The organism is Marinobacterium lutimaris (assembly GCF_900108065.1).
Taxonomy (GTDB): Bacteria; Pseudomonadota; Gammaproteobacteria; order Pseudomonadales; family Balneatricaceae; genus Marinobacterium_D; species Marinobacterium_D lutimaris.
The window spans coordinates 1,227,038-1,243,744 of record NZ_FNVQ01000001.1 but is presented as its reverse complement, the minus strand read 5'-3'; the positions used below and the strand labels follow the sequence as shown (position 1 = coordinate 1,243,744).

At 58.1% G+C, this 16,707-nt stretch carries 13 protein-coding genes; 10 read left to right on the top strand and 3 right to left on the bottom strand.

Annotated elements, in window-relative coordinates; all coding sequences use genetic code 11:
• The first annotated feature begins 51 nt into the window (after positions 1 to 51).
• Entirely contained in the window at positions 52 to 786 is a 735-nt protein-coding gene (gene nudC, locus C4S72_RS05495; protein ID WP_235009054.1) for an NAD(+) diphosphatase, read from the top strand.
• Here nudC and C4S72_RS05490 read toward each other — a convergent pair.
• Entirely contained in the window at positions 783 to 1,109 is a 327-nt protein-coding gene (locus C4S72_RS05490) for an SCP2 sterol-binding domain-containing protein (protein ID WP_200826679.1), read from the bottom strand. The two genes, nudC and C4S72_RS05490, sit on opposite strands and share 4 nt — an antisense overlap.
• Positions 1,110 to 1,209: 100 nt before the next feature.
• On the opposite strand from C4S72_RS05490, the gene sohB reads away from it, so the two are divergent.
• The 7 genes from sohB (at position 1,210) to cydC (ending at position 9,304) form a co-directional block, all read left to right on the top strand.
• Complete coding sequence (gene sohB / locus C4S72_RS05485; RefSeq protein ID WP_104003061.1) at positions 1,210 to 2,274, top strand: protease SohB; 1,065 nt, start codon at positions 1,210 to 1,212, stop codon at positions 2,272 to 2,274.
• Between the two features lie 42 nt (positions 2,275 to 2,316).
• Positions 2,317 to 2,985 carry a TetR/AcrR family transcriptional regulator gene (locus C4S72_RS05480; protein WP_104003060.1) on the top strand — a complete coding sequence of 223 codons (669 nt, stop codon included), beginning with the start codon at positions 2,317 to 2,319 and terminating at the stop codon, positions 2,983 to 2,985.
• A 113-nt stretch (positions 2,986 to 3,098) separates the two neighbouring features.
• A complete protein-coding gene (locus C4S72_RS05475) occupies positions 3,099 to 3,578 on the top strand; it encodes a L,D-transpeptidase (RefSeq protein ID WP_104002025.1) in 480 nt (159 codons plus the stop codon).
• Between the two features lie 7 nt (positions 3,579 to 3,585).
• The gene (nagZ, locus tag C4S72_RS05470; RefSeq protein ID WP_235009053.1) at positions 3,586 to 4,626 is read left to right on the top strand and encodes a beta-N-acetylhexosaminidase; all 1,041 of its coding nucleotides are present in this window, start codon (positions 3,586 to 3,588) and stop codon (positions 4,624 to 4,626) included.
• Between the two features lie 73 nt (positions 4,627 to 4,699).
• Positions 4,700 to 5,827, top strand: coding sequence for a mechanosensitive ion channel family protein (locus tag C4S72_RS05465; protein WP_235009052.1), 1,128 nt, complete (start codon positions 4,700 to 4,702; stop codon positions 5,825 to 5,827).
• Between the two features lie 43 nt (positions 5,828 to 5,870).
• Positions 5,871 to 7,598: a thiol reductant ABC exporter subunit CydD gene (gene cydD, locus C4S72_RS05460; protein ID WP_104002024.1), complete on the top strand. Its 1,728-nt coding sequence runs from the start codon at positions 5,871 to 5,873 to the stop codon at positions 7,596 to 7,598.
• Positions 7,595 to 9,304, top strand: coding sequence for a heme ABC transporter ATP-binding protein/permease CydC (gene cydC / locus C4S72_RS05455; protein WP_104002023.1), 1,710 nt, complete (start codon positions 7,595 to 7,597; stop codon positions 9,302 to 9,304). The genes cydD and cydC overlap by 4 nt, the downstream gene beginning before the upstream one ends.
• A 64-nt stretch (positions 9,305 to 9,368) precedes the next feature.
• Here the strand turns inward: cydC and C4S72_RS05450 are convergent, their stop codons facing one another.
• The gene (locus C4S72_RS05450) at positions 9,369 to 9,920 is read right to left on the bottom strand and encodes a CsiV family protein (RefSeq protein ID WP_104002022.1); all 552 of its coding nucleotides are present in this window, start codon (positions 9,918 to 9,920) and stop codon (positions 9,369 to 9,371) included.
• On the bottom strand, positions 9,920 to 13,369 hold the full coding sequence (gene mfd, locus C4S72_RS05445; RefSeq protein WP_104002021.1) for a transcription-repair coupling factor: 3,450 nt from the start codon (positions 13,367 to 13,369) through the stop codon (positions 9,920 to 9,922). Before mfd ends, C4S72_RS05450 begins: the two co-directional genes overlap by 1 nt.
• Positions 13,370 to 13,577: 208 nt before the next feature.
• Here mfd and C4S72_RS05440 point away from each other — a divergent pair, with 208 nt between their 5' ends.
• Both C4S72_RS05440 and C4S72_RS05435 read left to right on the top strand, forming a co-directional pair.
• Positions 13,578 to 15,011, top strand: coding sequence for a glyceraldehyde-3-phosphate dehydrogenase (locus tag C4S72_RS05440; RefSeq protein WP_200826678.1), 1,434 nt, complete (start codon positions 13,578 to 13,580; stop codon positions 15,009 to 15,011).
• A 344-nt stretch (positions 15,012 to 15,355) separates the two neighbouring features.
• On the top strand, positions 15,356 to 16,696 hold the full coding sequence (locus tag C4S72_RS05435) for a Na(+)-translocating NADH-quinone reductase subunit A (protein ID WP_104002020.1): 1,341 nt from the start codon (positions 15,356 to 15,358) through the stop codon (positions 16,694 to 16,696).
• The last annotated feature ends 11 nt before the right edge of the window (positions 16,697 to 16,707 follow it).

Here is a 16,707-nt window from a genome sequence, read left to right as displayed (position 1 = left end):
AGCTGTGCTACAGTGCTGGCTCGGAAGAGGTATAGATTTAAGGAGTAAGAAGTGGAATATGTGCTTGGTCACCAGGGGCGCTTGTATGTTTATGACGGCGGTCCGCTGTTTACGCCGGAGCCTGCGGTGGCGACAGAGCAGATAGAGGAGCGCTACCCGGTAGCGTCTGAATTGGAACTGGTGCTGAGTAAAGCGCCGCCTGAAGGCTTCGTGCCGCTGGATCTGCGTGCCGAGCTGTCGATGGCTGAAGAATCCCACTTCTCACGCCTGGCCCGGGCAACCCAGATCGCTGTCTGGCACGATCAGCATCGCTTTTGCGGTCGCTGCGGTACCGTATCCGCGAGTGTCCGTGGCGAATTGGCGAAACGTTGTCCCAGCTGTGAGTTGGTGGTGTACCCGCGTATCTCGCCCTGCATCATCGTGTTGGTCACCCGAGGTGATCAGTGTCTGCTGGCGCATAACACGCGCTTCCCGGACGGACGTTACAGCACTCTGGCCGGCTTTATCGAGGCGGGTGAGACGGCGGAGGCTGCCGTTGCCCGTGAAATCATGGAAGAGGTGGGGGTCGAGGTCAGCAACATCCGTTATGCGCACAGCCAGGCCTGGCCGTTCCCGCATTCACTGATGTTGGGGTTCTATGCCGACTATGCCGGTGGTGAGATTACGCCGGATGGCGAGGAGATCGATCTGGCCGGCTGGTTCAGCGTGGATAATCTGCCGCAACTGCCACCGGAGTTCACGATCTCACGCCAGCTGATCGAAGGTTTTCTGCAGCGTCAGGATTAAGCACCGCTAAACAGCTTGCCGAGGCGCGTGGCCAGCATCACGTTGCCTTCGGCACGCAGCTGTCCCTTCATAAAGGCGCTCATACCGTCCTGTTCACCGGTAACCACCCTGATCAGAGTCGCTTCATCCAGGTGCAGGGTGATGTTTGGATCCTCGTGTTCCCCTGCCTGTCCATCGCAGGTGCCATCCGCAATAGTAATGAAAAACGGCTGAGCGTCGGTGAGTTGAAACTGAAACACCGCTTCGAGCGAGCCAGCCTGCTCGGCATTGAACCGGGAGGGGAGTTTGCGGATGATCTGATCGACGGTAATGGGCGCGCTCATGGGTAGTGGCTTCCTGCAAAAAGCGTGTTTTAATCCGGCGATATGTTACAGTACGCGGCCCCGCAGCGCTAACGTCCCGGGATCGCAACAGGAGATGCATGTGACGGAATTTCTCGCCGAATACGGACTCTTTCTCGCCAAGACTCTAACCCTGATTATCGGCATTCTGCTGGTAGTTGCCGGGGTAGGTGCGGCTGTTTCTCGACGCCGTGAGGCGCGCGACGGTCATATTGAAGTTAAGCATATCAATAGCCACTTCGAAGAGATGCAGCAGGAGATTGAAGACGAAATTCTGGACGAGTCGCGTTTAAAACAGCTGCATAAAGAGCAGAAAAAACGTGACAAGCAGGACGCGAAAGAGCGTAAAAAAGCGGCGAAGAAAGGTATCGAGCCTGAGCCGGAACGTAAGCGCATCTATGTGCTCGATTTTGACGGCGATCTGCATGCGTCCCAGGTCGACTGGTTGCGCGAAGAGATTAACGCCGTGTTGATGATGGCGCGCAAGGAAGACGAGATCGTGCTCCGTCTGGAGAGTGGCGGCGGCCTGGTACATGGTTACGGCCTGGCAGCGTCACAGCTTGAGCGTATCCGTCGCCGTGAAATTCCATTGACGATCTGTGTCGACAAGGTAGCCGCCAGCGGTGGCTATATGATGGCCTGTATCGCCGATAAACTGCTGACCGCGCCCTTTGCGCTGGTTGGGTCGATCGGCGTCGTCGCTCAAATGCCGAACTTCCATCGCCTGCTTCAGAAGCATGACGTGGATTACGAAGTATTCACCGCTGGCGAGTACAAGCGCACGGTTACTCTGTTTGGCGAAAATACCGAGCACGGGCGCAAAAAATTTATCGAGGAGCTTGAAGACACTCACGGCCTCTTCAAGGAGTTCGTGGCTGAATATCGTCCCGATCTGGACCTTGAGAAGATCGCCACCGGTGAAGTCTGGTTCGGCAAGCGTGCGCTGGCGCTGGGCCTGGTTGATGGTATCAGCACCAGTGACGATTATCTGTTTGACGCCTGTGAAAACGCCGATGTCTATCGTGTCAGCTACGAGCTAAAGAAGGGATTGCAGGAGCGTCTGAGTAACTTTTCTGTGCAAACCGCCGACCGCCTGGCGGATCGTCTTGTGCAGAAACTTTATGCCAGCCGCTTCTGGTCGCGATAAGGGGATGGAGCTCGAACAAATGGAACAAGTGAGAGAGTGGATGTGAAAGGGCAGTTAAAGGACGCTAATACCGCAACACGTATTATCCTCGCCGCGGAGCAGTTGTTCGCGGAGCGGGGATTTGCGGAGACCACCATGCGCCAGATCACCGCTGCGGCGGATGTGAATCTGGCGGCGGTGAATTACCACTACGGCTCCAAGCACGGTTTGATTGAAGCGGTGGCGACCCGTTTTCTCGACCCGCTGTGCGCCCGTCTCGAGCATCTGCTCGCCGAGCGCCGTGCCGCCGGCACCGACTATATCGGTGTGGAGGAACTGATCGAGGTTCTGATGGTGGCGTTGCTGGAGGCGCGGGAGGATCGCGAACACTCGCTGTCTCTGTTCATGCATCTGCTGGATCTCGCCTACGCACCGGACCAGGAAGAGCTGCGCAACTTCCTCATGCGGCACTATGGCGGTCGTATTGACCCGATGATCACCCTGGTGCGCAGGGATGCTGCACCGATGGAATCCGATGAGTTCTTCTGGCGCCTGCATTTTCTGCTCGGTGCGCTGATTTTTACCCTGTCGAACTATGGCACTCTTAATCTGATCAATGCGCGGAACTCTGACGGGCGTGTTGATATCGAAAGAACCCTGCATCGAATGGTGCCTGTGCTCACCGCAGGCTTTCATGCGCGCTCCGAGAAAAACTGGCTCTGCCGGGTCTGACTGCCCGGTTCAGCTTCTTGATGCCGGTTCTTGGTATAAGTTTCTTGATGTCATTTTCTCAATGTAAGCTTCTTGATTAAGTTTTTGCCTGAGTTTCGCAATCTGGGGGAAGTATGTATCGCATTGAGGTGTCACTGGCCGAACAGCAGCTGCGTTTGACCGATGGTGGCACCGAGCTGGGCAGTTGGTCGGTCTCAACCGCGCTGAATGGGGCCGGAGAGGCCAACGGTAGCGGCTGCACACCCAGGGGCGCCCATTATATCCGCGCCTGCATCGGCGGCGATCAGCCGATCAACGCAGTCTTTGTCGGTCGCCGGCCTACCGGTGAAATCTACTCCCCGGAACTTGCCGCCAGTCACCCCCGGCGCGACTGGATACTGACCCGTATTCTCTGGCTCTGCGGCCGCGAACCAGGCAAAAATCGCCTCGGCAGCTGCGACTCCCAGCGCCGCTATATCTATATCCATGGCACGCCGGATACCGAGCCTATGGGAGTGCCGCTTTCCCATGGTTGTATCCGCATGCGCAATGAAGATCTCCTGGATCTATTCTCCCGTGTCAGCGCCGGTACGCCGGTCGATATCTATGAATGAGGAAAGCATGACGCTTGTGAATTCGACACCACAGATTGGCCCACTGATGCTCGACCTTCGCGGTCTGTCACTGGAGGTCGATGAGGCAGAGCTGCTGCGTCAGCCGGAAGTCGGTGGTCTGATCCTGTTTGCACGTAACTATGAGTCTCCTGAGCAGCTGCGGGCGTTGATGGCACAGGTGCGTGAAGCACGTCCGGACATTCTGGTCTCCATCGATCAGGAGGGCGGTCGCGTACAGCGTCTGCGCAAGGGCGTCACCCGGCTGCCGCCGATGGCAGCACTCGGCAAACGCTGGGAGCTCGATGCGCAGCGCGCTGTGGCGGAAGCGCACGAGCTCGGCTGGCTGATGGCGGCAGAGCTTCGCGATTTCGATATCGATTTTAGCTTTGCACCGGTGCTGGATCGGGACTGGTCACGAAGCGGAGTTATCGGCGATCGCGCCTTTGCGGCGACTGTGGAGGGTATTGCCGATCTGGCTACGGCGTTCATGGCAGGTATGCATGAGGCGGGAATGTCGGCTACTGGCAAACACTTTCCCGGTCACGGCTGGGTTGTCGCCGACTCTCACCTTGAGATTCCGGTGGATGAGCGCACGCTCGACGATATTTTGGCCGAAGATATGCGTCCATTTGCCGCATTGATCGATCAGGGACTGGACGCGATTATGCCGGCCCATGTCATCTACTCAGCCATCAATGAAGAACCTGCCGGGTTCTCAACCTATTGGTTGCAGCAGCAACTGCGCCAGCGGCTCGGCTTTGAGGGTGTGATCTTCAGCGACGACCTTACCATGGAAGGCGCCAGTGTAGCGGGCGGATACCCACAACGAGCCGCAAAGGCGCTGCATGCCGGCTGCGATATGGTGCTTGTCTGTAACCGCCCGGAGGGGGCGCTTGAGGTGCTGGAATACCTGCGCAAGAATCCTGTCGTTCCGTCCGCACGCCTGGCGCGTATGAAGGCTAAGCCTGCCGATATTGGGGATAGCGCACGTCGCGACAGGGCGAAGCAGATCGCGCAGGAGCTGATCAGCCTGAGCGAGCGCTGCTAAGACGATGTTAGCGACCGGGTGAAGGGTCGCCATTAAGAACCGCTGTAAAAAGAAAGTTGTTAAGGAATGTGTAATGCCTGAAGAGAAACTGGCCAGCTGGCTCGATCCGGTGTTGAAGTTTGTGCCCGGGCTTGAGGACTATCGCTGGCAGTTGAGTGTGCTGCTGATTCTCGCGCTGACGCTGCTGGTTATGCTGGTGGTTAACCGGATCATGAAGCGGCTGGTGCATTCGCTTTCCCACACCAAGCCAGTCTGGGATGATCTGCTGATCGATTCCAGCCGGGTGCCGGTAAAGATCCTGATTCTGGTGGTCGGCTGCTCCCTGGCGCTTAGCGTGGCGGCGCCGCATTCCGATTATGTCGGCAAAGAGTTGCCCAACAGAGCGCGGGAGCTTGCCTTTATTCTGCTCTTTGGCTGGACGTTGATCCGCTTTATCAGCCACGCCGAAGAAGTCGTCCTGAGACGTAATACCAATATCGACCGCACCACCGCGGATGCGTTTTCGAAGCTGATCCGCATGATCGTGGTGGTTGTCGTGGGTCTGGTGCTGCTGCAGAACCTGGGTTACAGCGTTTCCGGTCTGCTGGCGTTCGGTGGTATCGGCGGCCTGGCGGTGGGTTTTGCTGCCAAGGATCTGCTCGCCAACTTCTTCGGTGGTCTGATGATTTACCTGGATCGCCCGTTCAAGGTCGGTGACTGGGTACGTTCGCCAGACAAGAATATCGAAGGGGTGGTGGAGCACGTCGGCTGGCGTCTCACCGTCATTCGTACCTTTGATCTGCGCCCGCTCTATGTACCAAACGCAACCTTTAACAATATCTCGGTGGAAAACCCGTCGCGAATGACGCATCGGCGTATCTTCGAGTATGTCGGCGTGCGTTATGACGATGCGGCAGTGGTGAAGCAGATCGTCGATGATATCCGTGAGATGCTGGTAGGGCATGAAGAGATCGACGAGAACAACACCCTGTTTGTGCAGCTGAACCGCTTTGGGCCATCCTCGCTCGATATTATGGTTTACACCTTCACGCATACCACTAACTGGGGACATTACCTGGCGGTGCGTGAGGACGTGCTGCTGAAAATTATCGAGATCGTCGACCGTCACGGCGCCGAAATCGCCTTCCCGACCACTACCGTGCATCTTCACGAGCAGCCGGGAGAGGAGCCGCCGCCAGCGCTTAACGAGAAGTCCGCGTGAGCTAATACTTAATCATTCGCCGTTGCCGCTGGAGTCCTGTGCGATGAGCCAACCCGAAACCCAAGCCGTCAAGCCCTCAGCCTGGTTACGAAAAACGGCTGGGCCGGGGCGGCGCTGGACCCTGCTGGCGATTGTTGCCGGGCTTTTGTTGGGATTGGCGCTGGTGCTACAGGCGGATCGTCTCGCCTATGTGGTCTCCGGGCTGGTTGAGGGAAGGGGCGGGCTGGCCGATTACAGCGCGGAAATTTCCCTGCTGGTGCTGGCGGTTTGTTTGCGTGCCCTGTTCGGTTTTTTACGTGAATGGGCGGGTGTTCGTGCTTCGCTCAGTGTGCGCCAGGCGTTGCGTCAGGAGCTGCTTGTGAAGCTGGACCGGCTGGGGCCAGGCTTTACTCATCGGCGTCAGAGCGGAGAGCTGAGTACCCTGTTGCTGGAGCAGGTCGAGGCGCTGGATGGCTTTATCGCCCGCTATCTCCCGCAGATGGCTCAGGCTGTCGGCCTGCCGTTGATTATCCTTCTCTTTGTCTTGCCGCAGAACTGGGCGGTCGCACTGATCTTCATCCTCACCGCGCCACTGGTGCCGCTGTTCATGGCGCTGGTGGGTATGAAAGCCGCCGACGCCAACCGGCGTAACTTTCAGGTGCTGGCGAACTTATCTTCCTATCTGCTTGATGTTATTCAGGGTTTGCCAACGCTTAAGCTGTTTCAGCGCAGCGAATCAGAAGCCGCCACTATTGCCAGGGTGTCGGAGGAATTTCGTCTTAAAACCATGGAAGTACTGCGGCTTGCCTTTCTCTCCTCGGCGGTGCTCGAGTTTTTTGCCTCGGTATCGATTGCGCTGACGGCGGTCTATCTCGGTTTCAGCTTTCTCGGTCAGCTCGGATTTGGTGCCTGGGAAGGGGATATAACGCTCTACCAGGCGCTGTTTATCCTGCTGCTGGCGCCCGAGTTTTATCTTCCACTGCGTGAGCTGGGTACCCAGTACCATGCAAAACAGGAGGCGGTAGCGGCCTCCGAAAAGTTGATGGAGTTATTGGATGAGGCTGAGCATCAGGCTGAGTCCGGCTCGTTGGCGGCGCCTGATGCGCCGATCAATATCCGTTTTGAGCAAGTGTCGCTGACCTACCCGGGAGCAGAGCAGGCGGTGCTCAGCGGGTTGGATCTCTCTATTGAGCCGGGACAGCCAGTGGCTATTGCCGGTCCAAGTGGGGTTGGTAAATCTTCCTTGATGAATCTTCTGCTTGGATTCTACCCGCTCTCGCAGGGGCGGATTCTGATCAATGGCCAGGAGCTGGTGCAGCTGGATCGTGACTCCTGGCTGTCGCGGGTTGCCTGGGTCAGTCAGCACACGACGCTATTCAGCGGCACATTGAGAGAAAACCTGCTGCTGGCCGATCCGGATGCGGATGACGTAAGGCTGCGTCGGGTCTGCGATGCTGCTCATGTCACCGAGTTTCTTGATCGACTGCCGCAGGGCCTGGATACCCGTGTGGAAGAGGCGGGGGCCGGGCTCTCCGGTGGTCAGATTCAGCGCATAGCGCTGGCGAGGGCGTTGCTCAAGGATGCGCCGGTTTTGCTGCTGGATGAGCCCACGGCAAATCTGGATCGGGAAAGCGAGCTGCTGATACTTCAGGCTTTGGAAGCCTTTGCCAGGGATCGCACGGTCCTGATCTTAAGTCATAGGGATGCCACGCTGCTTGCGGCGAAGCATCGGTTCAGGCTGCGACACGGGCGGCTGGAAGTCCTGTCCGGTGAAGCGGGAGGTGAGCTATGAGGCTGCTCTGGCCCTATATCCGGCAGATGCGTGACCATCTTGGCTGGGTGTCGCTCGGCGCTCTGCTCGCGTTGGCGACACTGCTGGCCAGTATCGGGCTGCTGACCTTGTCCGGTTGGTTTATTACCGCCACGGCGCTGGCCGGGGCTTCCAGTTTCAATTTCTTCACCCCCGGGGCTGGGGTGAGAGGGTTCGCTATTTTGCGTACGGCGGGTCGCTATGGTGAGCGCATAGCCTCACATGAGGCCACCTTCCGCTTGATCGCCAAGCTTCGTGTCTGGGTTTATCGTCGTATCGAGCCACTACGGCCCGAACAGTTGAGTCGAATAGGTTCAGCGCAGCTGTTAAACCGGCTGGTTGCGGATATAGCCGCGCTGGACAATCTCTATCTACGGGTGTTGTCGCCAACGCTGGTGGCGTTGGTCGTTGTGCTGCTGGTAGCCGGTTTTCTGGCGCTTTACGCGCCGGCCGTGGCGTTTATAGCTCTGGCAGGGCTGGCGCTTGCGGGGATCCTGGTTCCTGGTGTTGGTTACCTGCTGGGGAGGCGTCCTGGACGGGCCCAGATTGGCGCGCAGGCGGAACTGCGCACCCGCCTGGTCAGGTTGCTGCAGGGGATGGCGGACCTTCGCATCTATGGTGGCATGGATCTGGCCCGGGGTTCGGTGGTGGAATCGGAATCCCAGTTGCTGGATACCCAGCGACGCATGGGGCTGGTCTCTGCGGCGATCAATGCCTGCATGGTGATAGTGGCAGGCCTGACGATGATTCTGGCGCTGCTGTACGGCGCTGAGTATCTCGGCACCGGTGTTTTGCAGCCGGCGCAGCTGGCGATGCTGCTGTTTTGTGTGCTGGCTGCTTTCGAAGCCGTCATGCCCTTGCCGCTGGCGTACCAGTATCTGGGCAAGACCAGGGAGGCGGCGCTGCGGCTGGACCAGGTGGTGAATTCGCCTGAGCCTTCGGGCTTTAATGGAAAGGGCGCTGAGCCTGTGCGGCTTGGGCAGTTCAGTTTCACTAACGTGAGCTTTGCCTATACGCCAGAGCGTGCTGCGCTCAAGGGTGTCGACCTGGAAGTGACTGCTGGCGAAAAGGTGGTGGTGCTGGGTCATTCCGGCAGTGGCAAAAGCAGCCTGATTGCGTTGCTCAGTCGCTTCTGGGACCCGCAGTCAGGCGAAATTCGCCTGGGTGGGCTTCCTGTAGAGAGCTATACCGAGGCGCAGCTCAGGGCACAGATGAGCGTGATGTCCCAGCCGGTTCAGTTGTTTGCTGGCACGGTGCGGGATAACCTGAAGTTGGCGGCGGATGATCTGGATGATACGCAGCTTGAGCGTTTGCTGGATGAGCTGGATCTGATGTCGGGGCTGTCCGGTCAGGGGCTCGATTACCAGGTTGGCGAGTCGGGTGTCAGGCTTTCGGGCGGTCAGCGCAAGCGTCTGGCGCTGGCGCGGGCGCTGTTGAGGTCGGCGCCGATTCTGTTGCTGGACGAGCCTACGGAAGGGCTGGATGCAGAGACCGAGGCGCGCGCCCTGGCGGCGCTGCTGGAATACGCCAAGGAGCGTACGGTGCTGCTGATTACCCATCACCCTATCGCGCTGGAGCGCTTCGACAGAGTAGTTGTTATGGATTCTGGCAGGGTGGTTGAGCAGGGCTCTCCGGCGCAGCTGCTGACTGATCCGGAGAGCTGTCTGGCAAGGCTTAGATCAATCTAAGGATCGATCCAGGCTTGGCGTGGTTGGGATCTTTGGCACGGCCCTCGTCCGTGCCTTGTGACCCTTAGATCGGTCGAGCGTAAACCAACATACCGAACAGCGGGTGATCCAGGTAATGCAGCTCCTGTGAGCGCATGCGTCGAGACTGCTTCAGCTGATACTCTGAGCCGCCGCGGGTCAGCAGCAGGTTGGGCTTGAAGTGCAGGTAGCGGCTGCGATCGACACGGATAACTCCGTCAACATTACCGTCTGCGCTGTTGATACGGATCTCCGGGTTGCGGCCGGTGCTTACGTTCTGGAACCAGCCGCCATGCCAGAGAATCTGGTATCCCTCGCGCCTCAGGCGCGCCGCGTCATCCCCGAGTACAAAGCTGCTTGAGGGCATCGCTTCCAGCTGAGAGTAAGGTGAGCCGTTGTAGCTGCTGATATAGCGTGCGCCCGAGGTTGCCGGTGGCTGTGCGTTGGGTGCACTGGCATCAAAGGGCAGGGCGCCGGCGTTATAACCGTTCTGCGCGAAGATCACGACTTCGATGGTGTAGTTGCCGTTGGCAGCAAAGGTCGGTGCTGCGAGACAGAGCAGCAGGGCGCAGAGCATGGATCGAATCGGGTTAGTCATCAGTCTCTCTCGTTGGGTGTCAGCTGGCCCAGCAGGCCTTCGATGCAGTGAAAACGGTCTTCAGGTTTTGCCATTGGCAGAGTGAAGCGCAGCGCGCTGGCGCCGTCCAGTTTATACCGGTTGGGCTGCTGCTGTACCAGTGTAACCAGTGTCAGCGGCTCAACCCGTGTATCAGCGGTGAACTCGACCCGACCGCCCCGGTCGTTGGCTTCCAGTTTGGTGATGCCCAGCTTGTCGGCGCGCAGTTTAACCGCGGTGAGGCGGAACAGGTTGCGTGTCGGCTGCGGCAGTATGCCGAAACGGTCGATCATTTCCACCTGCAGTTCATCCAGTCCGCGCTCATCGTTGGCGTTGGAGATGCGTTTGTACATGATCAGACGATTGTGGACGTCTGGCAGGTAGTCATCCGGGATCAGAGCCGGAACCCGCAGGTTGATGTCGCTGCCATGATTCATCGGCTGGTCGAGATTCGGTGTTTTGCCTTCGCGTATGGACTGGATCGCCTGGTCCAGCATCTCCATGTAGAGCGTGAAGCCGATGCTCTGGATCTGGCCGCTCTGCTCTTCGCCGAGCAGCTCGCCTGCGCCGCGAATTTCAAGGTCGTGGGTCGCCAGGGTAAAGCCCGCGCCGAGTGTGCTCGATTGGCTGATCGCCTCTAGGCGTTTGGTGGCATCCGGAGTCATCAGCTTGGGCGGCGGCGTCAGCAGGTAAGCGTAGGCCTGGTGATGAGATCGGCCGACGCGACCGCGCAGCTGATGCAGCTGGGCCAGGCCGAACTTGTCGGCGCGCTCGATGATGATGGTGTTTGCATTGGGCACGTCGATGCCGGTCTCGATGATGGTGGTGCACACCAGCACGTTAAAGCGCTTGTGGTAGAAATCGGTCATCACCTGTTCCAGCTCGCGCTCACGCATCTGGCCGTGACCTATGGCGACACGAGCTTCCGGCACCAATTCGCTGAGCTCCGCGGCCACCTTCTCGATCGATTTGACTTCGTTGTGCAGGAAGTAAACCTGGCCGCCGCGCAGCAGCTCACGCAGGATCGCCTCCTTGAGCATCGGTTTGGCGGATTCGCGCACGAAGGTTTTAATCGACAGGCGTCGTGCCGGCGGTGTGGCGATGATCGACAGGTCACGCATGCCTGACATGGCCATATTCAGCGTTCGCGGAATCGGCGTTGCGGTCATCGTAAGAATATCCACCTCGGCGCGCAGGGATTTGAGACGCTCTTTCTGCTGTACGCCAAAGCGGTGTTCCTCGTCGATAATGACGAGCCCCAGCTGTTTGAACTCCAGGTCGCCCTGCAGCAGCTTGTGGGTGCCGATAAGGATATCGACCTGGCCTTCACTGACCTGGCCGGCGATGGTCTGCTGCTGTTTGGCGCTGCGGAAACGAGAAATCAGCTCCACATTGACCGGCCAATCGGCAAAGCGGTCGCGGAAGTTGTCGAAATGCTGCTGTGCCAGCAGGGTGGTGGGTACCAGTACCGCGACCTGTTGTCCCGCCTGCACTGCGATAAATGCAGCGCGCATGGCGACCTCGGTTTTACCGAAGCCCACGTCGCCGCACACCAGGCGGTCCATCGGCTGTGACGAGCGCATATCTCGCACCACGGCTTCGATGGCGTTGGCCTGGTCCGGGGTTTCCTCAAACGGGAATCCGGCGGTGAACTTCTGATAATCCTCTTCCGGGCACTCGAAACTGTGGCCTTCGCGCGCAGCGCGGCGGGCATAAATATCCAGCAGTTCGGCGGCGCTGTCGCGCACTTTCTCGGCGGCCTTGCGGCGTGCCTTGGACCATTGTTCGGTGCCCAGGCGGTGTAGCGGCGCCGCTTCATCGGAGGCGCCGGAATAGCGGCTGATCAGATGCAGTGACGAAACCGGCACATAAAGCTTGGCGTTGTTGGCGTATTCCAGGGTGAGGAATTCGTTCACCTCGCCCTCGGTTTCGATCGTTTGCAATCCGAGGTAGCGGCCGACGCCGTGGTCTATATGGACCACAGGTGCACCGATCTCCAGTTCTGACAGGTGGCGCACGGACTGGTCGGAGTCGGTCTGTTCACGTTCGCGACGGCGGCGCTGAAACACCTGCTGGCCGAACAGCTGGGTTTCGGTAACAACCTGTATCTCTTCCAGGTTAAGACCGTGCTCCAGCGGGTAAACCGTAATGCCAAGTGCTGCGGGATCCGCGGCGAATGCCTGCCAGTCCGTATATTCACGCAGTTTTAGCCCCGAACGCTGAGCCAGAGTGATCAGTGACTCGCGTCGGCCGGCGGACTCGGCGCAGATCAGCAGTGATTGGCCGCTGTTCTGATGCAGTTGTTTAAACAGCGAAAGCGGGTCCTGAGCTCCTTGGGGAGCGGTCAACGAAGGCGGCTGCTGGCAGGGCAGGTTATCGCGGCCAGGGCGCTTCTCTTCGGCTTCCGGGTTAAGTCGCAGGGTTGGATAGGCTTTGAACGCGAGGTTCAGCGTATCCGGCGCAAGAAACAGGCTTTCAGGTTTGAGGACGGGGCGCTGCACATCCCAGGCGCGCTCTTCATAGCGAGAGCCGACTTCGCGCCAGAACTGCTGCGCGGCGTCGTTGAGTCCGTCCTGCTGCACCAGCAGAGTGTTGTTGGGCAGGTAGTCGAACAGGGTGGCGCAATCATCGAAAAACAGCGGCAGGTAGTATTCGATGCCCGCGGGTGTAAGGCCGGATGAAATATCCTGGTACAGCGGGCAGCGGGTGTAATCGACATCGAAGCTTTCGCGCCAGCGCTGTTTGAAGCGGGTGATCGCATCCTTGTGGAAAGGATATTCCCGCGCCGGCAGCAGGCGCACCTTGTCGATCTGGTCTACCGAGCGCTGGGTTTCCGGGTCGAACGTACGCAGGGTGTCGATCTCGTCATCGAACAAGTCGATGCGGTAGGGTACATCGCTCCCCATGGGGAACAGGTCGATAAGCGCGCCGCGGATAGCGAATTCGCCATGCTCATAAACGGTGTCTACCAGCGAGTAGCCGGCGTTGGAGAGCTGCTGGCGCATCTGTTCCGGGTTGATAGTCTGGCCTTTTTCGAGCCAGAGGGAGTTGCCGGTGACAAAGCTGGGCGGTGCGATGCGCTGCATCAGCGTCGATGCCGGGATCACCAGAACGCCGCTGGTCATTGCAGGCAGCTTGAACAGGGCTTCGAGCCGGGTCGAAATGATGTCCTGGTGCGGCGAGAAGTTGTCATAGGGCAGCGTTTCCCAGTCAGGGAACAGGCTGACCTGGGTAGCACTGTCACAATAGAAGCCGATTTCGGCTGCGGTTCGGGCTGCGCTTTCGCTGTCCCGGCAGACCATCAGAATTGGCCCTTTGTGGCGCCCCTGTAGCGATGCCAGCAAAAGGCCGGTGGCGCTGCCATTAACCTGGCCAATACGGCGTATATCGCCTGGATTCTGGGGAACCGTGGGTTCAAAGCGGACGGGCACGCGACACTCCTTGTAGATGCAGGGATAGGTTCAGACCGTAGCAGAGGGTCGCTATTCTAGCGGCCGAAGCGTCGATGCGCAGCACGAATTGAGTTCGCCCTGTTGGAGGCGTACAAAAGTATACCTTTGGTGGTTTGCCCGCAGGCACCTAAATAGGGATAATACGCGCACCAAAATTGAGCTGACACAATTTTCGGAGCTACCGCCCGTGACCCAAGAACTGATTTTAGCCGACTGGAATGCCCGTGAAGCGATCGCTGAAGCGATGGTACCCCTGGTCGGTCGTCTCTACCGTGATCACAACGTTGAGATCTCCATCTACGGCCGCATCGTCGTCAAGCGTTCCGTAATCAACATCCTCAAAGCGCACCGCTATGTTCGCCAGATTGAAGGTGAAGAGCTTTCCGTAGTTGATACCTTCCCGGTACTCGAAGCGGTAAGTGAGATGGATATTAACGATGCTCACGTCGATATCGGCAAGCTGGCCGTGAAATTCCGTGATGAGGGCGCAGGTCGCACTCTGAAGGAGTTCCTCGAAGCTGAGCTGTCTGGCGCCCTGGGTGGTGAACCGACACAGCCGACTGATGTTGTTCTGTACGGTTTCGGCCGTATCGGTCGACTGCTGGCGCGCCTGATGATCGATCGTTCCGGCGCGGGTCACTCCCTGAGCCTGAAGGCGATTGTTGTACGTAAAGGCAGTGCCGAAAACGATCTGGAAAAGCGTGCCAGCCTGCTGCGTCGTGATTCCGTGCACGGTTCCTTCAAGGGCACTATCCAGGTTGATGAAGAGACCAACTCTCTGATCGTCAACGGCAACATGATCAAGGTGATCTTTGCTGACGCGCCGGATACTATCGATTACACCGAATACGGTATCAACAACGCGCTGGTTATCGATAACACCGGTAAATGGCGTGATGCTGACGGCCTGGCGCTGCACCTGAAATCCAAGGGTGTTGCCCGCGTTATCCTTACCGCTCCGGGTAAGGGCGTTAAGAACATCGTTATGGGTGTTAACGACGGCGATATCACCGATGCTGATCAGATCCTGTCTGCTGCATCCTGCACCACCAACGCCATCACTCCGGTGCTGAAGGCGATGAACGACAAGTACGGCGTGATCAATGGTCACGTTGAAACCGTTCACTCCTACACCAACGACCAGAACCTGATCGATAACTACCACAAGGGTGACCGTCGCGGTCGCGCGGCTGGTTTGAACATGGTTCTGACCGAGACTGGTGCTGCCAAGGCAGTATCCAAGGCGCTGCCGGAAATGGAAGGCAAGCTGACCGGTAACGCTATCCGCGTTCCGACGCCGAACGTCTCCATGGCGATCCTGAACCTGAACCTCGAGAAGTCCGTCGACAAGGACGAGCTGAACGATTACCTGCGCAATGTTGCTCTGCACTCTGAGCTGCAGAAACAGGTCGACTACAGCAACTCTCCGGAAGCGGTTTCCAGCGACTTCGTCGGTTCCCGTGCAGCGGGTGTTGTCGATGGTCTGGCGACCATCGCCAGCGGTAACAGCTGTGTTCTCTATGTCTGGTACGACAATGAGTTCGGTTACAGCTGCCAGGTTATTCGCCTGGCTCGCTCTATCGCCAAGTGCACCCTGCCGGCTTTCCCGGTCGAAGGTTAAGCGCTTCAGGTGAAAAAAAAGGCCGCGACTCAGTCGCGGCCTTTTTTTTGTTAATTTTTTACACGGAGTCAGTGGGGCAGGGGAGTGGCTGCCCTGTTATGGTGCATTTGTCGACTGAGTCGATGATCAGGGGAAAGAGAATTGTCATCGAAAGTACCTGATCGCAAAGGTAGTTTGTAGAAAAAGAACCGTCCGCTCAGTTATAATTGTCCGGATTTTTGGGTGGTGTCTGGAATACAGCTGGCTGCTATACGTTTTGGCCCGGTAGCGATATCGGGTTAGTGGGGGGAACGTTCAGGCCGGATTTCAGGCGCCAGTAAAGTTTATTCTACTAGGTGAGGCGTATGATCAAGATCAATAAAGGTCTGGATCTACCTATTGCAGGCGCACCGGAGCAGGTTGTCTCGGCAACTATCGATGCGCGTACTGTGGCCCTTGTTGGTTTGGACTATGTTGGTTTGAAACCAACAATGTCCGTCAAGGAGGGGGACCGGGTCAAGCTCGGTCAGGTGATCTTTACCGATAAAAAAACACCGGGCGTTCAATACACCGCACCGGGCGCAGGCGTCGTCAAGGCGGTAAACCGTGGTGAGCGACGTGTTCTGCAGTCCGTGGTTATTGAAGTGGATGATCAGGAAGAATCTGTAGAGTTCAAAAGCTACTCCGCAGATCAGCTCTCCGGTCTGAGTCGTGAACAGGTTGAAGAGAACCTGGTGCAGTCCGGTCTCTGGACCGCTTTCCGCACCCGTCCCTTCAGTCGTGTACCCCAGGTTGGCACGACGCCCAGCTCGATCTTCGTAACCGCAATCGATACCAATCCCCTGGCTGCCGACCCCGCAGTCGTTGTTGCTGCTGAATCCGAAAGCTTCAAGCAGGGCCTGAGTGTTCTGACCCGTCTGGGCGCCGGCAAGGTATTCCTCTGCAAGGCTCCGGGTGCTGATATCCCAAGCGTAGAGGGTGTGAACAGCGAAGAGTTCGCGGGTATCCATCCTGCCGGTAACCCAGGTACCCACATCCATTTCCTCGATCCTGTATCCCGGGAAAAGATTGTCTGGACCATCGGTTACCAGGAAGTTATCGCCATCGGTAAACTGTTCACCAGCGGCAAACTGTCCGTTGAGCGAGTGGTTGCCCTGGGTGGTCCGAAGGTTGATAAACCAACTCTGCTCAAAACCCGTCTTGGCGCTTCTCTCGAAGAACTGACCTCTGGCCGAGTTTCTGGCGACAATAACCGTGTTATCAGCGGTTCCGTCTGGAACGGCGCTAAAGCCAAAGGCCCGCTGGCCTACCTCGGACGCTACCACGTTCAGGTAAGCGTGCTGGAAGAGGGTGACAGCCGTGACTTCATGGGCTGGATCGCTCCGGGTTCCCAGAAGTACTCTGTGCTGCGCATGTTTACGTCGATGTTCTGTGCGGGCAAGAAGTTCGACTTCACGACGACCACCAATGGATCTGAACGCGCCATGATCCCCGTAGGTCAGTTTGAGAAGTTGATGCCCATGGATATCCTGCCGACTCAGTTGCTCCGCGCACTGGTGACCGGCGATATCGTAACGGCGATGCAGCTTGGTTGTCTGGAACTGGAAGAAGAGGACCTGGCCCTGTGCACCTTCGCGTGCCCCGGCAAGTACGAGTACGGTCCGATCCTGCGTGACAACCTGACGCGCATCGAGAAAGAGGCGTAAGCGAGGCTGGC

Excerpts from the sequence above, each read along its gene's own strand:
- C4S72_RS05465 (WP_235009052.1), top strand. The coding sequence starts at position 4,700 with ATGCCTGAAGAGAAACTGGCCAGCTGGCTCGATCCGGTGTTGAAGTTT.
- cydC (WP_104002023.1), top strand. The coding sequence starts at position 7,595 with ATGAGGCTGCTCTGGCCCTATATCCGGCAGATGCGTGACCATCTTGGC.
- C4S72_RS05475 (WP_104002025.1), top strand. The coding sequence starts at position 3,099 with ATGTATCGCATTGAGGTGTCACTGGCCGAACAGCAGCTGCGTTTGACC.
- nagZ (WP_235009053.1), top strand. The coding sequence starts at position 3,586 with ATGACGCTTGTGAATTCGACACCACAGATTGGCCCACTGATGCTCGAC.
- C4S72_RS05490 (WP_200826679.1), bottom strand. The coding sequence starts at position 1,109 with ATGAGCGCGCCCATTACCGTCGATCAGATCATCCGCAAACTCCCCTCC.
- cydD (WP_104002024.1), top strand. The coding sequence starts at position 5,871 with ATGAGCCAACCCGAAACCCAAGCCGTCAAGCCCTCAGCCTGGTTACGA.
- C4S72_RS05450 (WP_104002022.1), bottom strand. The coding sequence starts at position 9,920 with ATGACTAACCCGATTCGATCCATGCTCTGCGCCCTGCTGCTCTGTCTC.
- C4S72_RS05435 (WP_104002020.1), top strand. The coding sequence starts at position 15,356 with ATGATCAAGATCAATAAAGGTCTGGATCTACCTATTGCAGGCGCACCG.